The 22,547-nt window shown below is 37.8% G+C and carries 24 protein-coding genes; all 24 read left to right on the forward strand.

The features are described from left to right. The first annotated feature begins 155 nt into the window (after positions 1–155). The 24 genes from HCH28_RS01720 (at position 156) to mreB (ending at position 22,543) form a co-directional block, all read left to right on the forward strand. Positions 156–653: a manganese efflux pump MntP gene (locus HCH28_RS01720; RefSeq protein ID WP_221679367.1), complete on the forward strand. Its 498-nt coding sequence runs from the start codon at positions 156–158 to the stop codon at positions 651–653. Positions 654–675: 22 nt separating this feature from the next. After that, positions 676–1,116 carry a low molecular weight protein arginine phosphatase gene (locus HCH28_RS01725; RefSeq protein ID WP_221679368.1) on the forward strand — a complete coding sequence of 147 codons (441 nt, stop codon included), beginning with the start codon at positions 676–678 and terminating at the stop codon, positions 1,114–1,116. 8 nt (positions 1,117–1,124) lie between these two features. Beyond that, positions 1,125–2,408 carry a methyl-accepting chemotaxis protein gene (locus tag HCH28_RS01730; protein ID WP_004269465.1) on the forward strand — a complete coding sequence of 428 codons (1,284 nt, stop codon included), beginning with the start codon at positions 1,125–1,127 and terminating at the stop codon, positions 2,406–2,408. 328 nt (positions 2,409–2,736) lie between these two features. After that, the gene (rpiB, locus tag HCH28_RS01735; protein WP_004269466.1) at positions 2,737–3,174 is read left to right on the forward strand and encodes a ribose 5-phosphate isomerase B; all 438 of its coding nucleotides are present in this window, start codon (positions 2,737–2,739) and stop codon (positions 3,172–3,174) included. An 86-nt stretch (positions 3,175–3,260) separates the two neighbouring features. After that, the gene (locus HCH28_RS01740; RefSeq protein WP_016992753.1) at positions 3,261–3,803 is read left to right on the forward strand and encodes a TIGR01440 family protein; all 543 of its coding nucleotides are present in this window, start codon (positions 3,261–3,263) and stop codon (positions 3,801–3,803) included. Positions 3,804–3,862: 59 nt separating this feature from the next. Then, positions 3,863–5,104, forward strand: coding sequence for a serine hydroxymethyltransferase (glyA, locus tag HCH28_RS01745; RefSeq protein ID WP_221679370.1), 1,242 nt, complete (start codon positions 3,863–3,865; stop codon positions 5,102–5,104). Positions 5,105–5,389: 285 nt separating this feature from the next. Then, positions 5,390–7,546 (forward strand): EAL domain-containing protein, encoded by a 2,157-nt coding sequence (locus tag HCH28_RS01750; protein ID WP_221679371.1) that lies wholly within the window; start codon positions 5,390–5,392, stop codon positions 7,544–7,546. 124 nt (positions 7,547–7,670) lie between these two features. After that, entirely contained in the window at positions 7,671–8,300 is a 630-nt protein-coding gene (gene upp, locus HCH28_RS01755; RefSeq protein ID WP_004269470.1) for a uracil phosphoribosyltransferase, read from the forward strand. A gap of 157 nt (positions 8,301–8,457) precedes the next feature. Continuing rightward, positions 8,458–9,579, forward strand: a complete 1,122-nt coding sequence (wecB, locus tag HCH28_RS01760; protein WP_004269471.1) for a non-hydrolyzing UDP-N-acetylglucosamine 2-epimerase — start codon at positions 8,458–8,460, stop codon at positions 9,577–9,579. A 537-nt stretch (positions 9,580–10,116) separates the two neighbouring features. Continuing rightward, positions 10,117–10,488, forward strand: a complete 372-nt coding sequence (locus HCH28_RS01765; RefSeq protein ID WP_004269472.1) for an ATP synthase subunit I — start codon at positions 10,117–10,119, stop codon at positions 10,486–10,488. Between the two features lie 37 nt (positions 10,489–10,525). Continuing rightward, on the forward strand, positions 10,526–11,236 hold the full coding sequence (gene atpB, locus HCH28_RS01770; protein ID WP_221679373.1) for a F0F1 ATP synthase subunit A: 711 nt from the start codon (positions 10,526–10,528) through the stop codon (positions 11,234–11,236). A gap of 63 nt (positions 11,237–11,299) precedes the next feature. Then, positions 11,300–11,524 (forward strand): F0F1 ATP synthase subunit C, encoded by a 225-nt coding sequence (atpE, locus tag HCH28_RS01775; RefSeq protein WP_004269474.1) that lies wholly within the window; start codon positions 11,300–11,302, stop codon positions 11,522–11,524. Between the two features lie 173 nt (positions 11,525–11,697). Further along, positions 11,698–12,216, forward strand: coding sequence for a F0F1 ATP synthase subunit B (gene atpF / locus HCH28_RS01780; protein ID WP_004269475.1), 519 nt, complete (start codon positions 11,698–11,700; stop codon positions 12,214–12,216). Continuing rightward, entirely contained in the window at positions 12,213–12,749 is a 537-nt protein-coding gene (locus HCH28_RS01785; protein ID WP_036076089.1) for a F0F1 ATP synthase subunit delta, read from the forward strand. The genes atpF and HCH28_RS01785 overlap by 4 nt, the downstream gene beginning before the upstream one ends. A gap of 28 nt (positions 12,750–12,777) precedes the next feature. Continuing rightward, positions 12,778–14,286: a F0F1 ATP synthase subunit alpha gene (gene atpA, locus HCH28_RS01790; RefSeq protein WP_004269477.1), complete on the forward strand. Its 1,509-nt coding sequence runs from the start codon at positions 12,778–12,780 to the stop codon at positions 14,284–14,286. Positions 14,287–14,333: 47 nt separating this feature from the next. Further along, positions 14,334–15,191, forward strand: a complete 858-nt coding sequence (gene atpG / locus HCH28_RS01795) for an ATP synthase F1 subunit gamma (RefSeq protein WP_004269478.1) — start codon at positions 14,334–14,336, stop codon at positions 15,189–15,191. Between the two features lie 51 nt (positions 15,192–15,242). Beyond that, positions 15,243–16,658 (forward strand): F0F1 ATP synthase subunit beta, encoded by a 1,416-nt coding sequence (gene atpD, locus HCH28_RS01800; protein ID WP_004269479.1) that lies wholly within the window; start codon positions 15,243–15,245, stop codon positions 16,656–16,658. Positions 16,659–16,682: 24 nt separating this feature from the next. Further along, the gene (locus HCH28_RS01805) at positions 16,683–17,090 is read left to right on the forward strand and encodes a F0F1 ATP synthase subunit epsilon (RefSeq protein WP_004269480.1); all 408 of its coding nucleotides are present in this window, start codon (positions 16,683–16,685) and stop codon (positions 17,088–17,090) included. 75 nt (positions 17,091–17,165) lie between these two features. Then, positions 17,166–17,405 carry a DUF1146 family protein gene (locus HCH28_RS01810; protein WP_004269481.1) on the forward strand — a complete coding sequence of 80 codons (240 nt, stop codon included), beginning with the start codon at positions 17,166–17,168 and terminating at the stop codon, positions 17,403–17,405. A 468-nt stretch (positions 17,406–17,873) separates the two neighbouring features. Beyond that, entirely contained in the window at positions 17,874–19,184 is a 1,311-nt protein-coding gene (murA, locus tag HCH28_RS01815; protein WP_036076091.1) for a UDP-N-acetylglucosamine 1-carboxyvinyltransferase, read from the forward strand. Between the two features lie 82 nt (positions 19,185–19,266). Continuing rightward, positions 19,267–20,205 carry a stage II sporulation protein D gene (gene spoIID / locus HCH28_RS01820; RefSeq protein ID WP_221679374.1) on the forward strand — a complete coding sequence of 313 codons (939 nt, stop codon included), beginning with the start codon at positions 19,267–19,269 and terminating at the stop codon, positions 20,203–20,205. A gap of 37 nt (positions 20,206–20,242) precedes the next feature. Beyond that, entirely contained in the window at positions 20,243–20,920 is a 678-nt protein-coding gene (locus tag HCH28_RS01825) for a M23 family metallopeptidase (protein WP_004269484.1), read from the forward strand. A 156-nt stretch (positions 20,921–21,076) separates the two neighbouring features. After that, positions 21,077–21,337, forward strand: coding sequence for a sporulation transcriptional regulator SpoIIID (locus HCH28_RS01830; protein WP_004269485.1), 261 nt, complete (start codon positions 21,077–21,079; stop codon positions 21,335–21,337). A 210-nt stretch (positions 21,338–21,547) separates the two neighbouring features. Further along, positions 21,548–22,543, forward strand: coding sequence for a rod shape-determining protein (mreB, locus tag HCH28_RS01835; protein WP_004269486.1), 996 nt, complete (start codon positions 21,548–21,550; stop codon positions 22,541–22,543). Positions 22,544–22,547: the final 4 nt, after the last annotated feature.

Here is a 22,547-nt window from a genome sequence, read left to right on the forward strand (position 1 = left end):
ATTATAGGCAAAAGACATTGAAGAAACACATGTTTTTTGTCTTTTTTTGTCCAATTATTATATGTTAAAAATGAAAAACAATAGTAAACAGTTATGATAATAATGTATTTTCGAGCATAAAATGATAAAATATTAGGGAGCGAAGGAGTGCATTCTTGCAGGGAATTCTTGCAGGTATATTAACGTCTGTTGATGTGATTGGTCTATATGTTTTGCTGCCAAATGTTAGATATCGATTATTTTTATCATTATGGACGGCTGCATTACATATGCTTTTTCCTTTATTAGGGTTTGAATTAGGAAATTATTTAGTCCGATTTCTATTAGAATGGGGACAATGGATTTCAAGTATTTTATTATTTTGTATCGGTATGCATTTATTATTATTTTCTCACAGAGATGAAAAAGTAACGATTTCACCTGTACTTTTAGCTGTGACTGCAAGCCTAGACACCTTTTCAGTTAGTGTTTCTTTTGGTATGCTTAACTTAGAAAAAACGATTTTTATTATGAGTGCAGGCTTAAGTGCATTAATGTGTGCTTATGGGTCATTAGTTATAGCACGTAGAAGCCAAGTCTTTTTTGGCAATAAAATTCAAGTAGTTGCTGGCATTATATTTATAATCATGAGTATTCTAGCTATTCAACAATAGATAAAATTGGAGAGTGATAAGTGTGAAAATATTATTTGTTTGTACAGGCAATACTTGTCGCAGTCCGATGGCAGAAGCTATTTTAAAACATAAACAAATAAACAATGTAGAAGTGCGCTCAGCGGGGATTTATGCGATGCCTAATGCACAAATGTCAGCACATGCACAACAAGTGTTAAATGAAGCCCAAATGTCCCATCAACATTTTGCGACGCAATTATCACAAGCTGAAATGGCATGGGCAGACTTAGTTTTAACAATGACGACTGCTCACAAAGATACCGTCATTTCCAATTATCCAGAAGCTGAGCATAAAGTATTTACATTGAAAGAGTATACAAATGAGGGCAGTTTAGAAAATGTAGTGGACCCTTATGGTGGTAATAGCGCAATTTACGAAGCAACATTTGCAGAATTAAAAGAACTGATCGATCAATTAATACAAAAACTAGAAAAGAATTGAGGGGTCCTATGAAAAAACAATTTGGTTTACGACTAAAATTGGTGTTATTTGTTAGTGTTCTTGCACTAATCACCTACAGTGTCAGCTTTATATTCATTGAGTTTTTACAACCTACCTTCTTCCCTGACACAAATCGAAAAGTTTTTGAAGTGATTACGTATGCGTTAGGCATAACTTGGTCAGGGATATTAGCTGCCTTTTTAAGTGTAATCCTCATCAAGCCTTTACAGCAGCTTGAGCATTCAGCAACACTTGTGGCGGAAGGAAAAATAGGACAGGATGTACAAATGCCTAATACAAATGATGAGATTCGATCTGTTGCAGAGGCATTCCAACAAATGGTGTTAAACTTACGTCAAATGGTGGAAAGTATTGATCATAACTTCCAACAAACGAATCAATCGATTATCCAGCTTTCAGATGAAGCAGGAGTGGCAACAAGAAAGGCAGAAGGCATTGCGTCTACCGTAAAGCATATTTCTACAGGAGCAGAAGCATCTGCGACAGCTGTACAAGATACTGCTGAAGCGATTGAAGATGTAAGAACGCTTGCAACAGAGGTAAATAGTAGGGCAGAGGCATCAGCATCACAAACTAAAGAGATTCTACATAATTTATCGACAACAACAAAAGCCATTGAAACATTAGTGAATAGTATTCAACAAATTGCGACAGGCAATAATGAGGCATTAAAAAGCATTCATGCGCTAGAAGAGAATGCTGGACAGGTAGAACGAATAATTAGCTTAGTTGGTGACATTGCAGCACAAACCAATCTGTTGGCACTAAACGCTTCTATAGAAGCTGCTCGGGCAGGAGAACATGGAAAGGGCTTTGCAGTAGTAGCTGAAGAAGTCCGTGGTTTGGCTGATGAAAGTGCAAAAGCAGTGCAAGGAATTACAGCTTTAATTCAAACCATGCAGCAAAACGTAGAAGTAGTTGTGAAACAAATGAACGAACAAGTTGCCTTTGCAACAAAGGAAGCCGATCGAGTTTCTGAAACAACGACAGCAGTAGAAAATATGGCTTCTAATGTACATGAAATGGCAACATCAATTGTTGAGATTTCTTCTTTAATCGAACAGCAAATGCATAATATTGAAACGACAGCTCGACAATCACAGGAAGTTGCTGCCATTGCGGAACAAACGTCAGCAGGTGCACAGGAAGTTCGTAGTGCAGCTGAAGAGCAAGCCTATGCAATTGAACAAGTCGAGCATCTGGCTCAAAGTTTGAAAAAGCAATCAGAAGCATTGCATAAAATGATTCAACAATTTGATAGACAAGCGTAGTCCTGAAGGTTATACATAAATCCCGTGAAAAATCGGATTTATGTATAACCTTTTTTATTAAAGGACAATTTATGTCCACTGTAAGTAAAAAGCTAAAAAAACTTCAGAAGATGGAATATTACAACAAAAGACCATTATCCGAACTTATTAACATGATATTCACATTATCCACAAAAAAATAAGTTTAAAAGTGAATGATTTTGTGTTAACATACAATTAATGTTCGTCTTTCGGGAAAAATCAACGTAAAAATACAAGAAAAATCGTGTTATTCTTCAGAAAGAAGTGGTACACTAAGGTTGACTATAATTCGAAAAGAGGGAACCCAGTGAGAATAGCAATTTCTTCTGATCACGGAGGCAATAACTTACGTCGTGAGATTATGCAGCTATTAGATGAACTTCAAATTAGCTACGAAGATTTTGGTCCACAATCTGCGGATTCAGTAGACTATCCAGACTATGCAAAACCTGTATCTGAGGGTGTTGCTAACGGAGAATTTGATAAAGGCATTTTAATTTGTGGCACAGGAATAGGTATGTCCATTGCCGCTAATAAGGTCAAGGGCATACGTTGTGCATTAGTACATGATGTATTTAGTGCTAAGGCAACGCGTTGCCATAATGATTCAAATATTTTAGCAATGGGCGAACGTGTAATTGGCCCTGGTCTTGCACGTGAAATTGTACAAGCATGGCTAGAGACCGATTTTGAAGGTGGCCGCCATGTACGCCGTATTGAAAAAATTACTGAACTAGAGCAATAGTAGTTTTGTTATTCCATATATGGCATTCGTATAGGATGTCATATATGGCATGATTTTAATGGATATAGATGAAGGAGCTGAGCTTAATGGTTGTAAAACAAATACGAACACATTTGACTCAGTTACTCAGTGAATTTGAAGAGCAGGTAACGTTACGACCCCATACAATTTTTGTAGTAGGGTGCTCTACATCTGAAGTGATTGGTCAGAAAATTGGCACAGCGGGAGCGTTGGAGATAGCAGAAGCCATTTTTGAGCCGTTACAAGAATTTGCAGCAAAGCATCAATTGCTTTTAGCATTCCAAGGTTGTGAGCATATAAATCGCGCCATTACTATGGAAGCATCAACAGCTGAAAAATTTGGCTATGATCCAGTAGCAGTTGTCCCAGTACGTACGGCAGGCGGCTCAATGTCAGCATATGCCTATACGCAATTTGATAATCCAGTGATTGTTGAAACAATACAGGCACATGCAGGTATTGATATTGGACAAACATTAATCGGTATGCATTTGAAAGCAGTAGCTGTACCTGTTCGAACATCGGTAAAAATGGTAGGAGAAGCTGTTGTGACGATTGCAACAACACGTCCTAAGCTAATTGGCGGAGAACGTGCAGTATATAAATAATTACCACCCTATTTTAGTGGTAGAGATGAATAACGATACTTTAGGAGGCTTTTTCAAACATGGCATATGAAAAATTAGCAGTACAAGACAAAGCAGTATTAGATGGAATTCTTGCAGAAAAAACACGTCAGCAAGCAAATATTGAATTGATTGCATCCGAAAACTTTGTATCCGAAGCAGTGATGGAAGCGCAAGGATCAGTACTGACAAATAAATACGCTGAAGGTTATCCTGGTAAACGCTATTATGGTGGCTGTGAGCATGTAGACGTAGTAGAAGATATTGCACGTGATCGTGTAAAAGAACTCTTCGGAGCAGAATATGCAAATGTACAACCACACTCAGGTGCACAAGCAAACATGGCTGTTTACCATACGATTCTAGAACCAGGTGACACAGTTCTTGGTATGAACCTTTCACATGGTGGTCACTTAACACATGGTTCTCCAGTAAACTTCTCTGGTGTTCTATATAATTTTGTAGAGTATGGTGTAACACAAGATACACAAGTGATTGATTATGAAGATGTACGACAAAAAGCTTTAGAGCATAAACCGAAACTGATTGTTGCAGGTGCATCTGCTTATCCACGTGAAATTGACTTCTCTAAATTCCGTGAAATTGCAGACGAAGTCGGAGCCTATTTCATGGTGGATATGGCACACATTGCAGGACTTGTAGCTGCTGGCGAACATCAATCACCAGTGCCATATGCTGATTTTGTTACATCAACTACACATAAAACATTACGTGGACCACGTGGTGGATTAATTCTTGCTTCAAAAGAATGGGAGCAAAAACTAAATAAATCTGTATTCCCAGGAATTCAAGGTGGCCCATTAATGCATGTTATCGCTGCAAAAGCTGTAGCATTTGGAGAAGCTTTACAACCAGAATTTAAAGACTATGCAAAACAAATTAAAGCCAATGCAAAGGCTTTAGCAGAAGTATTAATTGCTGAGGGTGTTGAAATTGTTTCTGGTGGTACAGATAACCATTTATTACTGCTAAATGTTAAATCTCTTGGTTTAACAGGTAAAGTAGCAGAGCACGCACTAGATGAAGTGGGTATTACTACAAATAAAAATACAATCCCTTACGATACTGAATCTCCATTTGTCACTTCTGGAATTCGTATTGGTACTCCAGCGGTCACTTCTCGTGGCTTTAAAGAGGAAGATATGAAAGAAGTAGGAGCAATTATAGCAGCTGTTCTTAAAAACCCTGAAGATGAAACAGTTAAAGCAGATGCAAAAGATCGTGTGAAGGCATTAACTGATAAGCATCCATTATATGTATAATCAATAGAATATTAGCTGTGTTTAAAGTACAAAATTTACTTTAAATACAGCTTTTTATTTTGGAAATAGAGGATTAAACTGTAAAAAACATCTTTTTTCTAACAAAGTAGAATAATCCCCTTATTTTTGAATAAATTTACATAAAAACGGTATAAAGGGATATATTATAGTAGGCAGAGGACAGATAGTGTCCTAGAAAAGAAGTTTTTTTTAATAAAAGTGAAAATTTAATTAAATTTTATGTACAATGGAAATGAGATGAAGGGATAGAAAAGGAGGGGTTAGATGGTCACTAAATCGTTAAACACAGATTATGATGTATTATTAAACAGCATTCGCAAATTAGGGAATAATTCGAAAGAAAGCTACGTTATTTTTGATGCGACGAAGCATCATTGCATAGTAGAGTGTAATGATTCTTTTTGTATGCTTACTAATGCTGCACGTTCACAAATTCTCAATACTGATTATTTTTCATGGCTATCAATGGATGAAAAAAAGACAACCATTGAAATGATTAAAGAAAAAATACATAACGGCATAATGGTGCAGGCGAAGCTATATCATAATGGCATCGATAAACCTCCCTTTTGGGCAGAAATACAAGCATTACCATTTTGCAATGAGGCAAATATAACGCAATTTGTTTTAGTATTTGTGAAGGATGTTACATATTATCATACGGAAGACTTCTTAATGCGTTTAGAAAATGATATGTACAGGGCAATTGAGAAGGAGTTTACTTTCGAGCAAAAGATGAAGCTTATTTGTCAAGGCCTCGATGAATTTTTCATGCCAAATATTGCAAGTATGGTGCTTATAAAAACAGAAGTAAACCAATTACAAGTTTTCATAGGAGATAATCAAACAAAGAGCGTACCAAGATGTTGTGCAAACAATGATTTCTTTAATAAGGTCATGCAATCAGAAACCTCTACTTTCATAGAGAATTTAGATGAAGTGAATATTCCTGAAGAACATAAGCAATATGCTTCGCTAGCTAAAAAGCCGCATGGATGGTTTATCCCTATACGTAATCAACAGCGGCAAGTAATAGGTGTTTTCTCGATATTTAGCCAAAAAACACAAAGTGACCAAATGCTTAAAAATTTGTTTCGAAAAATGGGTGCTCTTGTTGCATTGGCTTATTCATATGCAAGGACGCAGAAAAAAATTTGGGATTTAGCCTATACAGACATTACAACAGGTCTACCTAATCGTCACAGCTTTGTTAATACGATTGAAAGAGAAGTTCAGCAGGGTCAAAGCGGCTTTATTAAAATATTAAAACCGAGTGAATTTCATCAAGTAGTTGAATTGTATGGCCGTGAAATTGGTGATGAACTTTTAAGACAACTTGCGAAACGTCTTGAGCAAGACAAGTCAGAAAGTAATGAGTATGTTGCTAGGTTTACAAGCTCTAGTTTGATTATGACTACAATGTCACTTCATGAAGATTTACATGATTATGAGATGAGAATAAAAGAAACGATTCGCCAACCTTTTATTATAGGAGGAAAGCAAATCTATATTACATTAAAAACAGGAATTGCTTCCTATAGTGATGACATTAATATTAATGATGCGATTCGTTTTGCAGATAATGCGTTATCCTTTGCAATCGATAGGCCAGGTACACATACTGAAATATTTACAACAGAGAAAAATGATGTGCTTGTACAGAAGATGACAGTCTTAAATCATTTGTCAGAAGCCATTAAAAATAAAGAAATAACAGTACACTTACAGCCTAAAGTAGATTTACGCAATGGGGATATTCAAAGTATTGAAGCACTTGCAAGGTGGATTTCCCCAAAATTGGGTTTTGTTTCACCAGCAGTCTTTATTCCAGTAGCAGAGAGTGCTGGTAAGGTTCGAGAAATTGATGTACTTATTTTAGAGACGGTACTCTCATGGCTTTCAGAACGACAACGCCTAGGAAAGAAATTAGTGAAAATAGCAGTCAATATTTCACCTGATCATTTTTACTACACGCACTTTGTTCAGGATACACTGAAACTTGTGCGGAAGTATAATATTGACCCTAGCTATATTATCTTAGAGGTGACAGAAAATATTGGTTTAGTAGATTTTCAATCAGCCTATAAGATCATTCAACAGCTAAAGAGCTATGGCTTTAAAACATCCGTAGATGATTTTGGCACAGGCTTTTCTTCGTTAAGCTATTTGCAACAACTACCGTTTGCTGAACTAAAGATTGATCGTAGCTTCATCAATGCTATAGAAGATCCAGCAACACTGGCTATTGTTCGCTCTATCATTCAGTTAGCATTAAATTTAGGAATGATTTCAGTGGCAGAGGGCATAGAGACAGAGGAACAGGTTGAGATTCTACGTGCGCTAGGATGCACAGTAGGACAAGGATACTTCTATTTCAAGCCAATGCCAATTGAACAATTAGATATAATCCTTGATCAGTAACATAGTTTTGACAAAAGAATAGATGACAAATGGAGTTCGCCTAAATTTATTTTTGAGGCGACTCCTTTTTTCTGTTATACTAGTTGAGATAAAAATGAATCCGAACGGTGAGGAGAGAATCCCTTTGAGCAAAGTCTATGTATTTGATCATCCACTAATCCAACACAAATTAACTTATATTCGCGACAAGAATACAGGAACAAAAGAATTTCGTGAGTTAGTAGACGAAGTGGCAACACTAATGGCATTTGAAATTACACGTGATATGCCAGTAGAGGAAATTGAAATTGAAACACCTGTAACAATTGCAAAAACAAAAGTACTTTCTGGTAAAAAACTTGCAATCGTACCGATTCTACGTGCAGGTATCGGTATGGTAGATGGTGTATTAAAGCTTATCCCTGCTGCAAAAGTTGGTCATATTGGTCTTTATCGTGATCCAGAAACATTAAAACCAGTTGAATATTACGCAAAACTTCCTGCAGATGTTGAAGAACGTGATTTCATCATTGTAGATCCAATGCTTGCAACTGGTGGTTCTGCAGTGGAGGCAATTCATTCACTGAAAAAACGTGGAGCTAAAAACATTAAATTCATGTGCTTAATCGCTGCACCAGAGGGTGTAAAAGCTATTCAAGAAGAACATTCGGATGTAGATATTTACATTGCTGCACTTGATGAAAAATTAAATGACCATGGTTATATTGTACCAGGCTTAGGTGATGCCGGAGACCGTCTATTCGGTACAAAATAAACACCCATACATGAAATTTCCTCATTTAGGAAACTAATAACTTGTGAAAGCGTCCTTCAAATTGAAGGGCGTTTCATAGTATGTGTAGGTAAGTAATCTCTCGTCGATGGGAGATTTACCTTACCATACAATAACAAAAAGGACGGTGCAGATCGTTTTGACAAAAAAATGGAAAGTAATGACGATTTTTGGTACAAGACCAGAAGCAATTAAAATGGCTCCTCTTGTTTTGGAGTTACAAAAGTATCCTAAGCAAATAGAATCTATTGTAACTGTAACAGCACAGCATCGCCAAATGCTCGATCAAGTATTAGAGACGTTTAGTATTACACCAAACTATGACTTAAATATAATGAAGGATCGCCAAACATTAATAGATGTAACGACAAACGCATTACAGGGTTTAGATAAAGTAATGAAGGAAGCACAACCAGATATCGTTTTGGTACATGGTGATACAGCAACGACTTTCATTGCAAGTCTCGCTGCGTTCTATAACCAAATTGCTATAGGACATGTAGAAGCGGGACTGCGAACATGGAACAAATATTCACCATATCCAGAGGAAATGAATCGCCAACTAACAGGCGTGATGGCTGATTTGCATTTTGCGCCAACTGAAGTATCTAAAAAGAATCTTTTAGATGAGAATAAAAATCCAGCGACGATTTTTGTTACAGGTAATACAGCAATAGATGCATTAGCAACAACAGTCAGTGAACACTACACGCATCCTGTACTAGATAAAATTGGCGAGGATCGCATGATTTTATTAACGGCACATCGTCGCGAAAATCTTGGTGAACCAATGCGCCATATGTTTAAAGCGATTACCAGAATACTCGCAGAACATGAGGATGTTCAAGTTGTTTATCCTGTTCATATGAATCCGGCTGTAAGAGAAATTGCTAATGAAATTTTAGGGAATAATAAACGAGTGCATTTAATTGAGCCTCTTGAAGTATTTGATTTCCATAACTTTGCAGCAAATTCATATATGATCTTAACAGATTCGGGCGGTGTACAAGAAGAGGCACCTTCATTAGGGAAGCCAGTGCTTGTTCTAAGAGATACGACAGAACGCCCAGAGGGGATTGCAGCAGGAACATTAAAGCTAGCAGGAACAGAAGAAGAAACAATTTACGCCTTAGCAAAGGAATTACTAACAGATAATAATGCCTATGAAGCAATGGCTAAAGCATCAAATCCATATGGGGATGGACATGCATCTAAGCGTATTGTTGAAGCATTGCTAGGATTTTTACAAAAAACTAATTAATATACTATATTTTATATTAAAAATAAGTCTAATGTACCTGTTGAAATGGGTAAGCTAATTTACGAGCATAATCTTGTCGTAAATTAGCTTTTTTTATGCGTGAGAAGGTTGAGAAATTTTGAAACTATGAAATTTCATACACAAATTTGTCAACAATTTGACAAGAGTATAGAGGCTGTGAAGTTTTTCTCCTTTACCAATTGACTTCAAATATCACCTATTGTATGCTTACAAAGGGTAAGAATGATAAGGGTTTCTGTTCATAAATAGGACGTTGAAACACTTGTTATATCAACTTTCTACTAAATTGACAGTTCAAAATAAAACTGTCGATTTGCAACGTTTTGTGCGTTTCGGTTTTTACCGAGTCGGTAAGGGGTGTAAGTTATTTTTTTGGGCATTTACACCTGTAATTGAAATGACTCTCCCATTACTATTCCGCTGTGAGTAGTGCTTTTCACTGCTCTTTTCTGATTTCACATAGTGGTCAGCAAACGTTTTCATTACTCGAAAAAATGATTCAGGAGATTACAACCAATGCTAGATTTGCATCACATTTTTGCTGTGCAGAAGAGGGCGTTATTTTTTTTGCTTGCACTCTGCGCATTAGGCTGGGGATTTACCCCCTATCAAACTGTTTTTGCGGGCATCGCAGTCGGTGCATTCTTTGGTACGTATAATTTTTGGATTTTAGTTCGGCGTATGGAGAAGTTTGACAGATCCATTAGTGAAGGGAAGAAAATAGGCTCACTTGGTACAGCGCTTCGCTTTGGATCAGGTGTTGCGGCAGTCGCAATAGCCATTTCGTTGCCAAACTATTTTCACTTAATTAGCACGGTTATAGGGCTAATGATTCCGTACGTTTTTCTCTTTGTCGAGAGAATTGTGTCACATGTAAGGAACCGCTAATGTGCTTTAAATTAGAAAGAGAGGTGAAAAAATAACAATGGATCACAAAGCTCCGTTACTAGAAGTCGGTTTTTTAACATTTAACTTATCAACAGTTATGATGTTACTAGTTGCAGCAATTATCGTATTTTTAATTGCCTTTATTTCAACTAGAAGTCTAAAACTAAAACCAACTGGTATGCAAAACTTTATGGAATGGATTATGGATTTCGTAAAGAATATCATCAAAAGCAACATGGATTGGAAAACTGGTGGACGATTCCATGTTTTAGGTATTACGTTAATTATGTTTATCGCAGTATCTAACTTATTGGGTCTTCCTTTTTCTATCATCTATGACCACACGCTATGGTGGAAATCACCAACAGCTGACCCTACAGTAACAATGACGTTAGCAGCAATGATATTAGTCTTAACGCACTTCTATGGTGTAAAAATGAAGGGTTCAGGTCATTATGTTGGTACATTCTTTAAACCAATGTCATTCATGTTCCCACTTAAAATAGTAGAAGAATTTGCAAACACATTAACATTAGGTCTACGTCTTTACGGTAACATTTACGCAGGTGAGATTTTACTAGCCTTACTTGCAGGTTTAGCATCATCAGGTGCCATGGGATTCATCGGAGCAATCGTTCCTATGATGGCATGGCAAGGTTTCTCAATTTTCATCGGCTTTATCCAAGCCTTTATCTTCACAATGTTAACAATGGTTTACATGGCTCATAAAGTGAGCGATGACCATTAATATAAAGCATATATACTATGCTTGAACTACAAAAACAAACAATTCCAAGGAGGAAATTTTCAAATGACAGGTTCATTAGGTTTATTAGCAGCAGCAATCGCAATCGGTTTAGGTGCACTTGGTGCAGGTATTGGTAACGGTCTTATCGTATCAAAAACAGTAGAAGGTATCGCTCGTCAACCAGAAGCTCGTGGCGTTCTTCAAACTACAATGTTCATCGGGGTTGCATTAGTTGAGGCCCTACCGATCATCGCAGTAGTAGTAGCATTCATCGTTATGAACAAATAATTCAGTTGAACACTGAATTTTACTAGTGGCGAAGCAGGATTCTCCAGATGAAACTTCGCCCTTCATTTTGGAACAGATAAAAGCTATGTGCAAATATAGCTTTTTAAAATAGGTAGTTTTTTAAGTAACTAAATTATGTTGAAGTTAAAGCTCTTGAAGGGAGTGAAACAATCGTGTTTTTAGATAATCTTGTACTAGGTGCAGGCGCTGGATTTAATAGTGGAGATATCATCGCAACATTAGTTATTTTCATCGGATTAATGTTACTACTTAGGAAATTCGCTTGGGGTCCACTTATGGGCATCATGCAACAACGTGAAGAATTAGTAGCGAGTGAAATCGAAGCAGCTGAAAAAGCGCGCAAAGAATCGCACCAATTTTTAGAAGAACAAAAGAGCCTTCTTAAGGAAGCTCGTACAGAAGCACAATCGATTGTTGAGGGCGCTAAAAAGCAAGGCGAATTACAAAAAGAAGAAATTCTTACTGTAGCTCGTAATGAAGCAAACCGCTTAAAAGAATCGGCTTTACGTGAAATTGAGTCTGAAAAAGAAAAAGCTATTGCAGCTGTACGTGATGAAGTCGTTTCATTATCTGTACTTGCAGCATCTAAAGTCCTTAGCAAAGAGATTTCTGAGGCAGACAACCGTGCTCTAATTGAAGAGACGATTGCGAAGGCAGGGGAAGCTCGATGAGTAATTCAACTGTAGCAAAACGTTACGCTCAAGCGCTTTTTGAATTGGCGCAACAAAAAAATATTCTTACTGAAGTTGGAGCAGACTTAAGTGAACTAACAAAAGTAGTAAAAGAATCTCCTGATTTTTTAACGCTTTTAAATGCACCTAAGTTCTCCGTCGAACGAAAAAAACAAATGGTAGCTGATATCTTTAATGGTGCAACACCAGAAGTTTTACACACTGTTCAACTTCTAGTTGAGAAAAAACGTGTAAACGAGATGACACAAATTGCTAAGGCATATGCTGAACTTGCTGCGCAAGCACAAGGCACTGCAGATGCAACAGTATTTTCAACACGTGCACTTTCTGCAGAAGAAAGCGCTAATATTTCAGCAGCGTTCGCGAAACTTGTTGGAAAACAATCTTTAAATATTACAAACGAAGTTGATCCATCTTTACTTGGTGGTATTCGTGTTCAAATCGGTAACCATATTTATGATAGCTCAGTAGCAAACAAACTAGAGCGTCTAAAACGTGAATTAATCGGTTAATAATTTAGAAATGTGAGAGGTGACATACATGGGCATCAAGGCTGAAGAAATCAGCAGTCTGATTAAACAACAGATTGAGAATTATGAATCTGAACTTAAAGTAAGCGAAGTTGGTACAGTTATCCGTATTGGTGACGGTATTGCTCTTGCTCATGGCCTCGACAACGCCATGGCTGGAGAACTACTAGAGTTCTCTAATGGTGTTATGGGTATGGCTCAAAACCTAGAAGAAGGTAACGTTGGTATCGTAATCTTAGGTCCATACACTGACATCAAAGAAGGCGATGAAGTTCGTCGTACAGGTCGTATCATGGAAGTACCAGTTGGTGAAGAACTAATTGGTCGTGTTGTAAACCCACTTGGACAACCAGTGGATGGACAAGGTCCTATCAACACTACAAAATCTCGTCCAATCGAAAGTCCAGCTTTCGGTGTAATGGCTCGTAAATCAGTACACGAACCACTACAAACTGGTATTAAAGCGATTGACGCATTAGTACCAATCGGTCGTGGTCAACGTGAGTTAATCATCGGTGACCGTCAAACTGGTAAAACATCTGTAGCTATCGATACAATTCTTAACCAAAATGACCAAAACATGATTTGTATCTACGTAGCAATCGGTCAAAAAGAATCTACTGTACGTGGTGTTGTAGAAACTCTTCGTAAACATGGCGCTTTAGATTACACAATCGTTGTGACAGCTTCTGCTTCTCAACCAGCTCCATTATTATTCTTAGCACCATTTGCTGGTGTATCTATGGCTGAAGAATTCATGTTACAAGGTAAACACGTTTTAATCGTGTATGATGATCTTTCTAAACAAGCATCAGCTTACCGTGAACTTTCACTTCTTCTTCGCCGTCCTCCAGGTCGTGAAGCATATCCTGGTGACGTTTTCTACTTACACAGCCGCTTACTTGAACGTGCTGCGAAGTTAAATGAAACATATCAAAATGGTTCAATTACAGCTCTTCCATTCGTTGAGACACAAGCTGGGGATATCTCTGCATACATCCCAACTAACGTAATCTCAATCACTGATGGACAAATCTTCTTACAATCTGACTTATTCAACTCAGGTGTACGTCCAGCGATTAACGCCGGTCTTTCTGTATCACGTGTAGGTGGATCTGCTCAAATTAAAGCAATGAAAAAAGTTGCGGGTACACTACGTCTTGACTTAGCTGCATTCCGTGAGCTTGAATCATTTGCTCAATTTGGTTCAGATTTAGATAAAGTAACACTTGCTAAACTTGAGCGTGGTAAACGTACGGTTGAAGTTCTTAAACAAGACCTTAACAAACCACTAAAAGTTGAAAAACAAGTTGCAATCCTTTACGCATTAACTAAAGGTCATTTAGATGATATTCCAGTACAAGATATCGTTCGCTTCGAATCAGAATTCTTAAGCTGGTTAGATTCAAACCACACAAACGTTTTAGATCATGTTCGTACTACTAAAGAGCTTGCTCCTGATGCGGATTATGAAGCAGCAATCAATGCATTCAAAAAAACTTTCGCTAAATCAGAATAAGTCTTAGCTAGTCACTTGATTAAAAAACAGAAGGTGGTGAAATACCAGTGGTAAACTTACGCGAAATTAAAGGTCGTATTACTTCAACAAAGAGTACGAAGCAAATTACAAAAGCAATGCAGATGGTTTCTTCTTCTAAGTTACGTCGTGCAGAGCAAAATGCTAAAGCTTACGTTCCTTACATGGAAAAAATTCAGGACGTAGTAGGCGCGATCGCTTCAGGGACAAAAGACAGCGGACATCCAATGTTAACTGCTCGTCCTGTTAAGAAAACGGCTTACTTAGTCATTGGTTCTGACCGTGGTCTTGCAGGTGCTTACAATTCAAGTATCCTACGTCAAGTACAACGTACGATTAACGAGCGTCATAAATCAAAAGACGAATACGTTATTTTAGCAGTAGGTCGTGTTGTTCGTGACTACTTTGTGAAACGTGATCATAATGTCATCAGTAATGTTGTCGGTCTACCTGACCAACCAACATTTGCTGATATTAAAGAAATCGCTCGTAATGCTGTTGGTATGTTCATTGATGGTACGTATGACGAACTTTATATGTACTATAATCACTTTGTCAGCGCTATTGCTAGCGAAGTGACAGAGAAAAAACTTCTTCCATTAACAGATATTGCCCCTGCAAGCGGTACTGCTTCTTATGAATTCGAGCCATCTGGCGAAGCAATTCTAGAAGTGTTACTTCCACAATATGCGGAAAGCTTAGTTTATGGCGCATTATTAGATGGAAAAGCAAGTGAACATGCTTCTCGTATGACGGCTATGAAAAATGCAACAGATAACGCAACTGATCTTATTTCAGACCTTTCTTTGCAATATAACCGTGCACGTCAAGCGGCGATTACACAAGAAATTACAGAAATCGTTGGTGGAGCTGCAGCCTTAGAATAGGCAAGCAGCTTCCCAATGTCGTATAAGAATACGATAGGAGGGTACACAGTAATGAATAAAGGACATGTTATTCAAGTAATGGGTCCAGTTGTTGACGTTAAATTCGACAATGGCCAATTACCAGCAATCTATAACGCTTTAACAGTTAAGATTGAACGTCCTAATGAAGAACCAACAATTCTTGCATTAGAAGTTGCGCTTCATTTAGGTGATGATTCTGTTCGTACAATTGCGATGTCATCTACTGATGGCTTACAACGTGGAGCAGAAGTAACAGACTTAGGAAAAGCTATCTCAGTACCAGTTGGTGAAGTTACACTAGGTCGTGTATTCAACGTACTTGGAGAAGTAATTGACTTAGGTGAAGAGATTCCAGCAGACGCACGTCGTGATTCAATTCACCGTGAAGCACCAACTTTCGAGAATCTTTCAACTACAGTTGAAATTCTTGAAACAGGTATCAAAGTAGTAGACTTACTTGCACCATATATCAAAGGTGGTAAAATCGGTCTATTCGGTGGTGCCGGTGTAGGTAAAACTGTATTAATCCAAGAATTAATCAACAATATCGCACAAGAGCACTCTGGTATCTCTGTATTCGCTGGTGTAGGTGAGCGTACTCGTGAAGGGAACGACTTATTCTTCGAAATGAGCGATTCAGGCGTTATCAAGCAAACAGCGATGGTATTCGGTCAAATGAACGAGCCACCTGGTGCACGTATGCGTGTTGCTTTAACTGGTCTTACAATGGCGGAATACTTCCGTGATGAGCAAGGTCAAGACGTACTTTTATTCATCGACAATATCTTCCGTTTCACACAAGCAGGTTCTGAGGTTTCTGCCCTATTAGGTCGTATGCCTTCTGCGGTAGGTTACCAACCAACACTTGCAACTGAAATGGGTAAACTACAAGAGCGTATCACATCTACGAACAAAGGATCTGTAACTTCTATTCAAGCGATTTATGTACCAGCCGATGACTATACTGACCCGGCTCCGGCTACAACTTTCGCCCACTTAGATGCAACAACTAACCTTGAGCGTAAATTATCTGAAATGGGTATCTACCCTGCGGTTGACCCATTAGCTTCGACTTCTCGTGCATTATCACCTGAAATCGTAGGCGCTGAGCACTACGCAATTGCTACTGGTGTACAACGTACAATCCAACGTTACCGTGAATTACAAGATATCATTGCAATCTTAGGTATGGATGAGTTATCTGATGAAGATAAACAAACAGTAGAACGTGCTCGTCGTATTCAATTCTTCTTATCACAAAACTTCCACGTTGCGGAACAATTCACTGGTCAAAAAGGTTCTTATGTACCTGTAAAAGAAACTGTTCGTTCATTCAAGGAAATCCTTGATGGCAAATGGGATCACCTACCAGAAGATGCTTTCCGTCTAGTTGGTTCAATTGATGAAGTAGTTGAAAAAGCGAAAAGCATGGGCGTAGAGGTTTAATACTAGGGACGAGGAGGAAAAAATATGAAGACAGTTCTAGTCAATATTGTCACTCCCGACGGCCCAGTATACGATTCTGAAGTATCAATGGTAATCGCTAAAACAACTTCAGGAGAAATCGGTGTTCTTGCAGGCCATATTCCAATGGTTGCTCCACTTGCAATTGGTGCAGTGAAGCTTAAAAAAGAAAACGGTTCGACTGATATTGTTGCTGTAAGCGGTGGTTTCATTGAAGTTCGTCCAGAAAAAATCTCAATTTTAGCGCCGTCTGCTGAAATTGCTGAAAGCATCGATGTTCAACGTGCTAAAGAAGCCGTTAAACGTGCTGAAGGACGTCTTCAAAGTAAACAAGACAACATTGATTTCAAACGTGCTGACCTAGCATTAAAACGTGCGTTGAATCGTATCAACGTTCATGAGGGTAATATCTAATTCATTTTTAACGGGCAGATATCGCATCTGCCCGTTTTTTAAGGTGAATAAATATAGAGAAATGGAGGATGCTACATGGAAATATATGAAGCGATTGGCCAAGAAGCTTTATTGGGTATTTTATCTCACCTGTTTTTTATTGCTATTACTTTTTACGCCTTACAAGCTTTTATGATCGAAAAACTATTTAAAAAGAATCGAGTTTTTCAAATTCAGCTCATTTATATTTTACTTAGTATTGCGATAGGCTCAGCAGTATCAAATTTCTTTCTTCAAATATCTAGCTGGTCAGGCAAACTCCCTTATTTATTTTAAAGAATTTTTTTCTTTCTTTCTTTCATAAATTTATAGGTCTACATGCTTCAAAGGACTTTATAATACCATTTGTGTGGCCCTTTGAACTATGTAAAAAGACGCTAATACATTAAATTCTTATGAATTTCACGCTATTAGCTACCAAGATACCCATTGATAAATGTACGATAATAGGTGCCCACCACTTTATTTTTTATAGAAAAAAATGAAAAGTTGTTTTTTATTCATATATCTTTGGGTATGTATTAGAAGCGAACGGGTTATTGGTCATTCACAAAAAAAAATTAGCAGCGTACAATAAATAAATAGCAAAAAATCTAATAATAGCTTAAAATAGTGATTTGGACGCTTGAACGAGCGTTAGAAAAGTTGTACTATAGAGTTGTTTGTTTACTGATTATGACATTATACTTCTTTATTAAAATAAAAATTTGGTAGGTTAATAGATTGAATTCGGAGGGACATAGGGTGGATAAAATAATAGTGACTGGCGGCCAAAAACTACAGGGAAAAGTACGTGTAGAGGGCGCAAAAAATGCAGTGTTACCAATCCTTGCAGCAGCTTTACTTGCTTCAAAAGGAGAAAATGTAATTAAAGAAGTCCCTAATTTAGCAGACGTCTTTACAATAAATGAAGTACTTAAAAGTTTAAACGCAGCAGTTACATATATACCTGAAGATAATGCCGTATATATAGATGCAACAAAAGAACTTTCAAGTGAAGCACAATTTGAATTTGTTAGTAAAATGCGTGCATCTATTTTAGTAATGGGATCTCTACTTGCTCGTAATGGCTATGCACGTGTAGCACTTCCTGGAGGCTGTGCAATTGGATCACGTCCGATTGAATTACACTTAAAAGGCTTTGAAGCAATGGGTGCAAAAATTTCATTTGGCCATGGCTATGTTGAGGCGAAGACAGAGGGTCGCTTAAAAGGGGCTAATGTGTATTTGGATTTCCCAAGTGTTGGGGCGACTGAAAATATTATGACAGCTGCATCTTTAGCTGAAGGGACAACTGTAATTGAGAATGCAGCGAAAGAGCCTGAAATCGTGGATCTTGCAAACTTTATTAATAGTATGGGTGGCCGTGTAATCGGTGCGGGGACAAATACGATTCGTATCGAAGGAGTCGATACATTATATGGAGTAGAGCATCATATTATTCCTGACCGTATTGAAGCTGGTACATTTATGGTAGCAGCAGCTATTACTAGAGGAGATGTGGTGATTGAAAACGCAGTTCCTGAGCATATGACTGCTTTAATAGCTAAAATGCGTGAGATGGGCGTAGAAATTACTGAGTTGGATGAAGGTATCCGTGTACGAGTTCCTCAAACACTAAAAGCAGTTGATATCAAAACAATGCCACATCCTGGTTTCCCAACAGATATGCAATCACAAATGATGGCGTTAATGCTTACTGCTGAAGGTACGAGTATTATTACAGAAACGGTATTCGAAAACCGTTTTATGCATGTTGAGGAGTTCCGTCGCATGAATGCTGGTGCTAAAATAGAGGGACGTTCTGTGTTTATCGAGGGGCCTGTGGATCTTCAGGGAGCTGAGGTAATGGCAACGGATTTACGAGCTGCGGCTGCATTAATTTTAGCGGGTCTTGTATCTGAAGGAATGACACGTGTCACAAAACTTCATCATTTAGATCGTGGTTATGTTGATTTCCATGGAAAGTTAGCATCTCTTGGTGCTAATATTGAACGTATTACAGAAGAAGTAGTGACAATTGAAGATGTAACAGTTGAATTGCCTACAAACTAAATAGATTTTAAAACCCTTTGCTTTTTTAAGCAGAGGGTTTTTGTTTTCTCATAACTACAAGAAATTTAGCATATTATTCCTTATGAAAAAATGGATGATTAGTATAGGTGTCATTTGCTTGATTGGGGCATTATATATGCTTCCTTTAGTAGGGTTTAGTGAAAGACAAGAGGCTATCATACCTCAAGCTAGTGATAAGAATGCTTGTGAAATATTTATAGAAGTGGAGGGGCAAGAAGAAAAAATCCCTTTGGAAACGTATATTACAGGGGTAGTTGCTGCAGAAATGCCCGTTTCTTTTAAAAAAGAGGCACTGAAGGCACAAGCTATTGCAGCACGCACATATGCGTTGAAAACGACAAATTACGGTAAAATTGCGATCGCCCCAACTGTGGCAAAGCAAGTCTTCTATGATGAAGAACAAAGAAAGGCGAATTGGGCTAGCAATTTCCTGGGAAATGAAAAGAAAATTGTCGAAGCTATCAATGAAACAGAAGGACAAGTTATTCTTTATAATAATGAATTGATTACAGCTATGTTTCATTCAACAAGCAATGGTAAAACAGAAAGCGCTTATGGATATGGTGGAAATGATATACCATATTTGCAAAGTGTTGCAAGTATATCTGATCAAGCATCTCCTAAGTTTGAGGCTGAACAAGAATGGACTTTAGCTCAATGGAATAAGCTCTGGCCTATACAATGGCAACCTAGTGATTTTAATCGTATTCAGTTATTTTATAATGATTCTGGGCGAGTAGAACGTTTACAGCTAGGGAATAACGTCTGGACAGGGAGAGAGGTAAGAACGCTCCTTGGTATTCCATCAACTGATTTCACAATCATCTTTAATGCCAATAAAAGAAAGGTTCAAGTGAAAACTCAAGGTTATGGACATGGAGTGGGCATGAGTCAATATGGAGCTGAGGCAATGGCAAATGAAGGGAAAACAGCTGCCGAAATTTTACACTATTATTATCAAGATATTGAAATAAAAAAAATAGATGCATGTTTAAAATAACTTCTAGTTGTTCACACTGCAACTAGAGGTGATGAAAATGAGAGAGGATAAAAATAATAAAGCTTCTCAAAACCAAGATCCAAATCAAAAGGAAAATGGCCAATTACAAAAGAAACCGTGGTTTTGGCCAGTAGTTTACACAGGTGGTGCACTTGTTCTAGCAGGATTGTTATTTGGTTACAATAGTCTCGTATCAAAAGTAGAAGAGGCTCCTTTACCAGATTTAGCTGAAGTAGATCCAGGTCCTGTAGTGGAAACGAATGCACGTACAGAAAACATGATGTATCCATTCAAAGAAGAGAATTTTAGTAAAGTACAAGTCTTACAAGAATTTTACGAGTTAGAAGCAAATGAAGAGTCTCGCGAAAATGCACTAATGGTATTTAATCAAACATTTACTACATCTTCTGGAATCTCTATTGCTATGAATGGAGAAGAATTTGAAGTACTAGCTGCAATGAGTGGTAAAGTACTAGAGGTAAAACTAGACGCATTTACAGGGAATAAGATCGTGATCGAGCATCCAAATGGTATGCAGACACATTATAGTTCTGTGAAGGATATCGCTGTTAAAGAAGGCGATGAGGTTACACAAGGTCAAGCATTAGGAAAAGCGACTGACAACGAGTGGAATCAAGCGGCTGGCGTCCACATGCATTTCGAAATTCTTGAAAACGGAAAATATATCAATCCGAAAAAATTACTAGCTTTTTAATGAGAAAAGCTAGTAACGCATAAAAAGTCAGCATTTTATCAAGAAAATGCAAAACGTGTTCTGAATAGCTTTGTCCTCACATAAGGTGAAGAAATGCGCAAATGTGCATCTGATTGCCAAAGCATTTTGTGAAATTGTGTGGAAAGGACGAAGAACGTGCATGAGCACATTCGGAAGCGCTGCATACGCCTCGGTGAATTACTGATTGAGACGCGTGAGACTGTGCGTGTCCTCGCGAAAATGACTGGTTATTCAAAAAGTACGGTGCACAAGGATTTAACAGAGCGATTACCAACAATTCATGAAGGATTAGCTGACCAAGTGAAAGAAATACTCGCCTACCATAAGGCCGTACGTCATATTCGCGGAGGAGAAGCAACGAAAAACAAGTGGAAAGAAAGAGCGAGTCAAGAATGATTCGTTCTTTTTTGTTGTGTTGGACAAGCATAAGTGATGATTTTCTAAGGAATAGTAATTCTATATTATAGCCGTTCACTGCGTAAAAAGAAAACAGTCTTATTCACTAAATTTAGGTGAAATTACCAATAGAATATGATAAAATATTCTAGATAAAGAGATAAAATGAACGTTATGTAGTTGGAACTGGCGGGAAGGAGAAATTATAAAATGTTTTCGAAAGATATTGGCATTGACTTAGGGACTGCGAACGTATTAATCCACGTTAAAGGGAAAGGGATCGTCCTCAATGAACCATCTGTTGTGGCGATCGATAAAAAGACAAATAAAGTATTAGCGGTAGGGGAAGAAGCCCGCCAAATGGTAGGGAGAACGCCAGGTAATATCACAGCTATTCGTCCACTAAGAGACGGAGTCATTGCAGATTTTGATGTGACAGAGGCGATGTTAAGACATTTCATCAATAAATTAAACGTAAAAGGATTTTTGGCGAAACCACGCATATTAATTTGTTGTCCAACGAATATTACAAGTGTTGAACAAAAGGCAATTCGTGAAGCTGCTGAAAAATCCGGTGGTAAAAAAGTATATTTAGAGGAAGAGCCAAAAGTAGCAGCAATAGGTGCTGGAATGGATATCTTCCAACCAAGTGGAAATATGGTAGTCGATATCGGGGGCGGAACAACAGATATCGCAGTTCTATCAATGGGTGATATCGTAACAAGTGAATCCATTAAAGTAGCAGGCGATGTGTTTGATAACGATATTTTGCAATATATTAAAAAAGAATATAAATTGCTAATTGGGGAACGTACTGCAGAGGCAATCAAAATGACAATTGGTACAGTTTTCAAAGGTAGTCGCAATGATACAATGGATATTCGTGGCCGTGATATGGTAACGGGTTTACCACGTACAATTACAATTGAGTCTGAAGAAATTGAACGTGCACTACATGAATCAGTAGCCATGATTGTCCAGTCAGCTAAAAATGTCTTAGAAAAAACACCACCTGAACTATCAGCCGATATCATTGATCGTGGAGTGATTATAACTGGTGGTGGTGCATTATTACATGGAATGGACCAGCTATTAATAGAAGAGCTAAAGGTACCTGTTTTCATTGCAGAGAGACCTATGGATTGTGTAGCCATTGGTACAGGTATCATGCTTGAAAATATTGATCGTGTGCCAGCATCCTTATAAAAAT

The organism is Lysinibacillus sp. K60 (assembly GCF_019731275.1).
In the GTDB taxonomy this organism is placed as follows: domain Bacteria; phylum Bacillota; class Bacilli; order Bacillales_A; family Planococcaceae; genus Lysinibacillus; species Lysinibacillus capsici.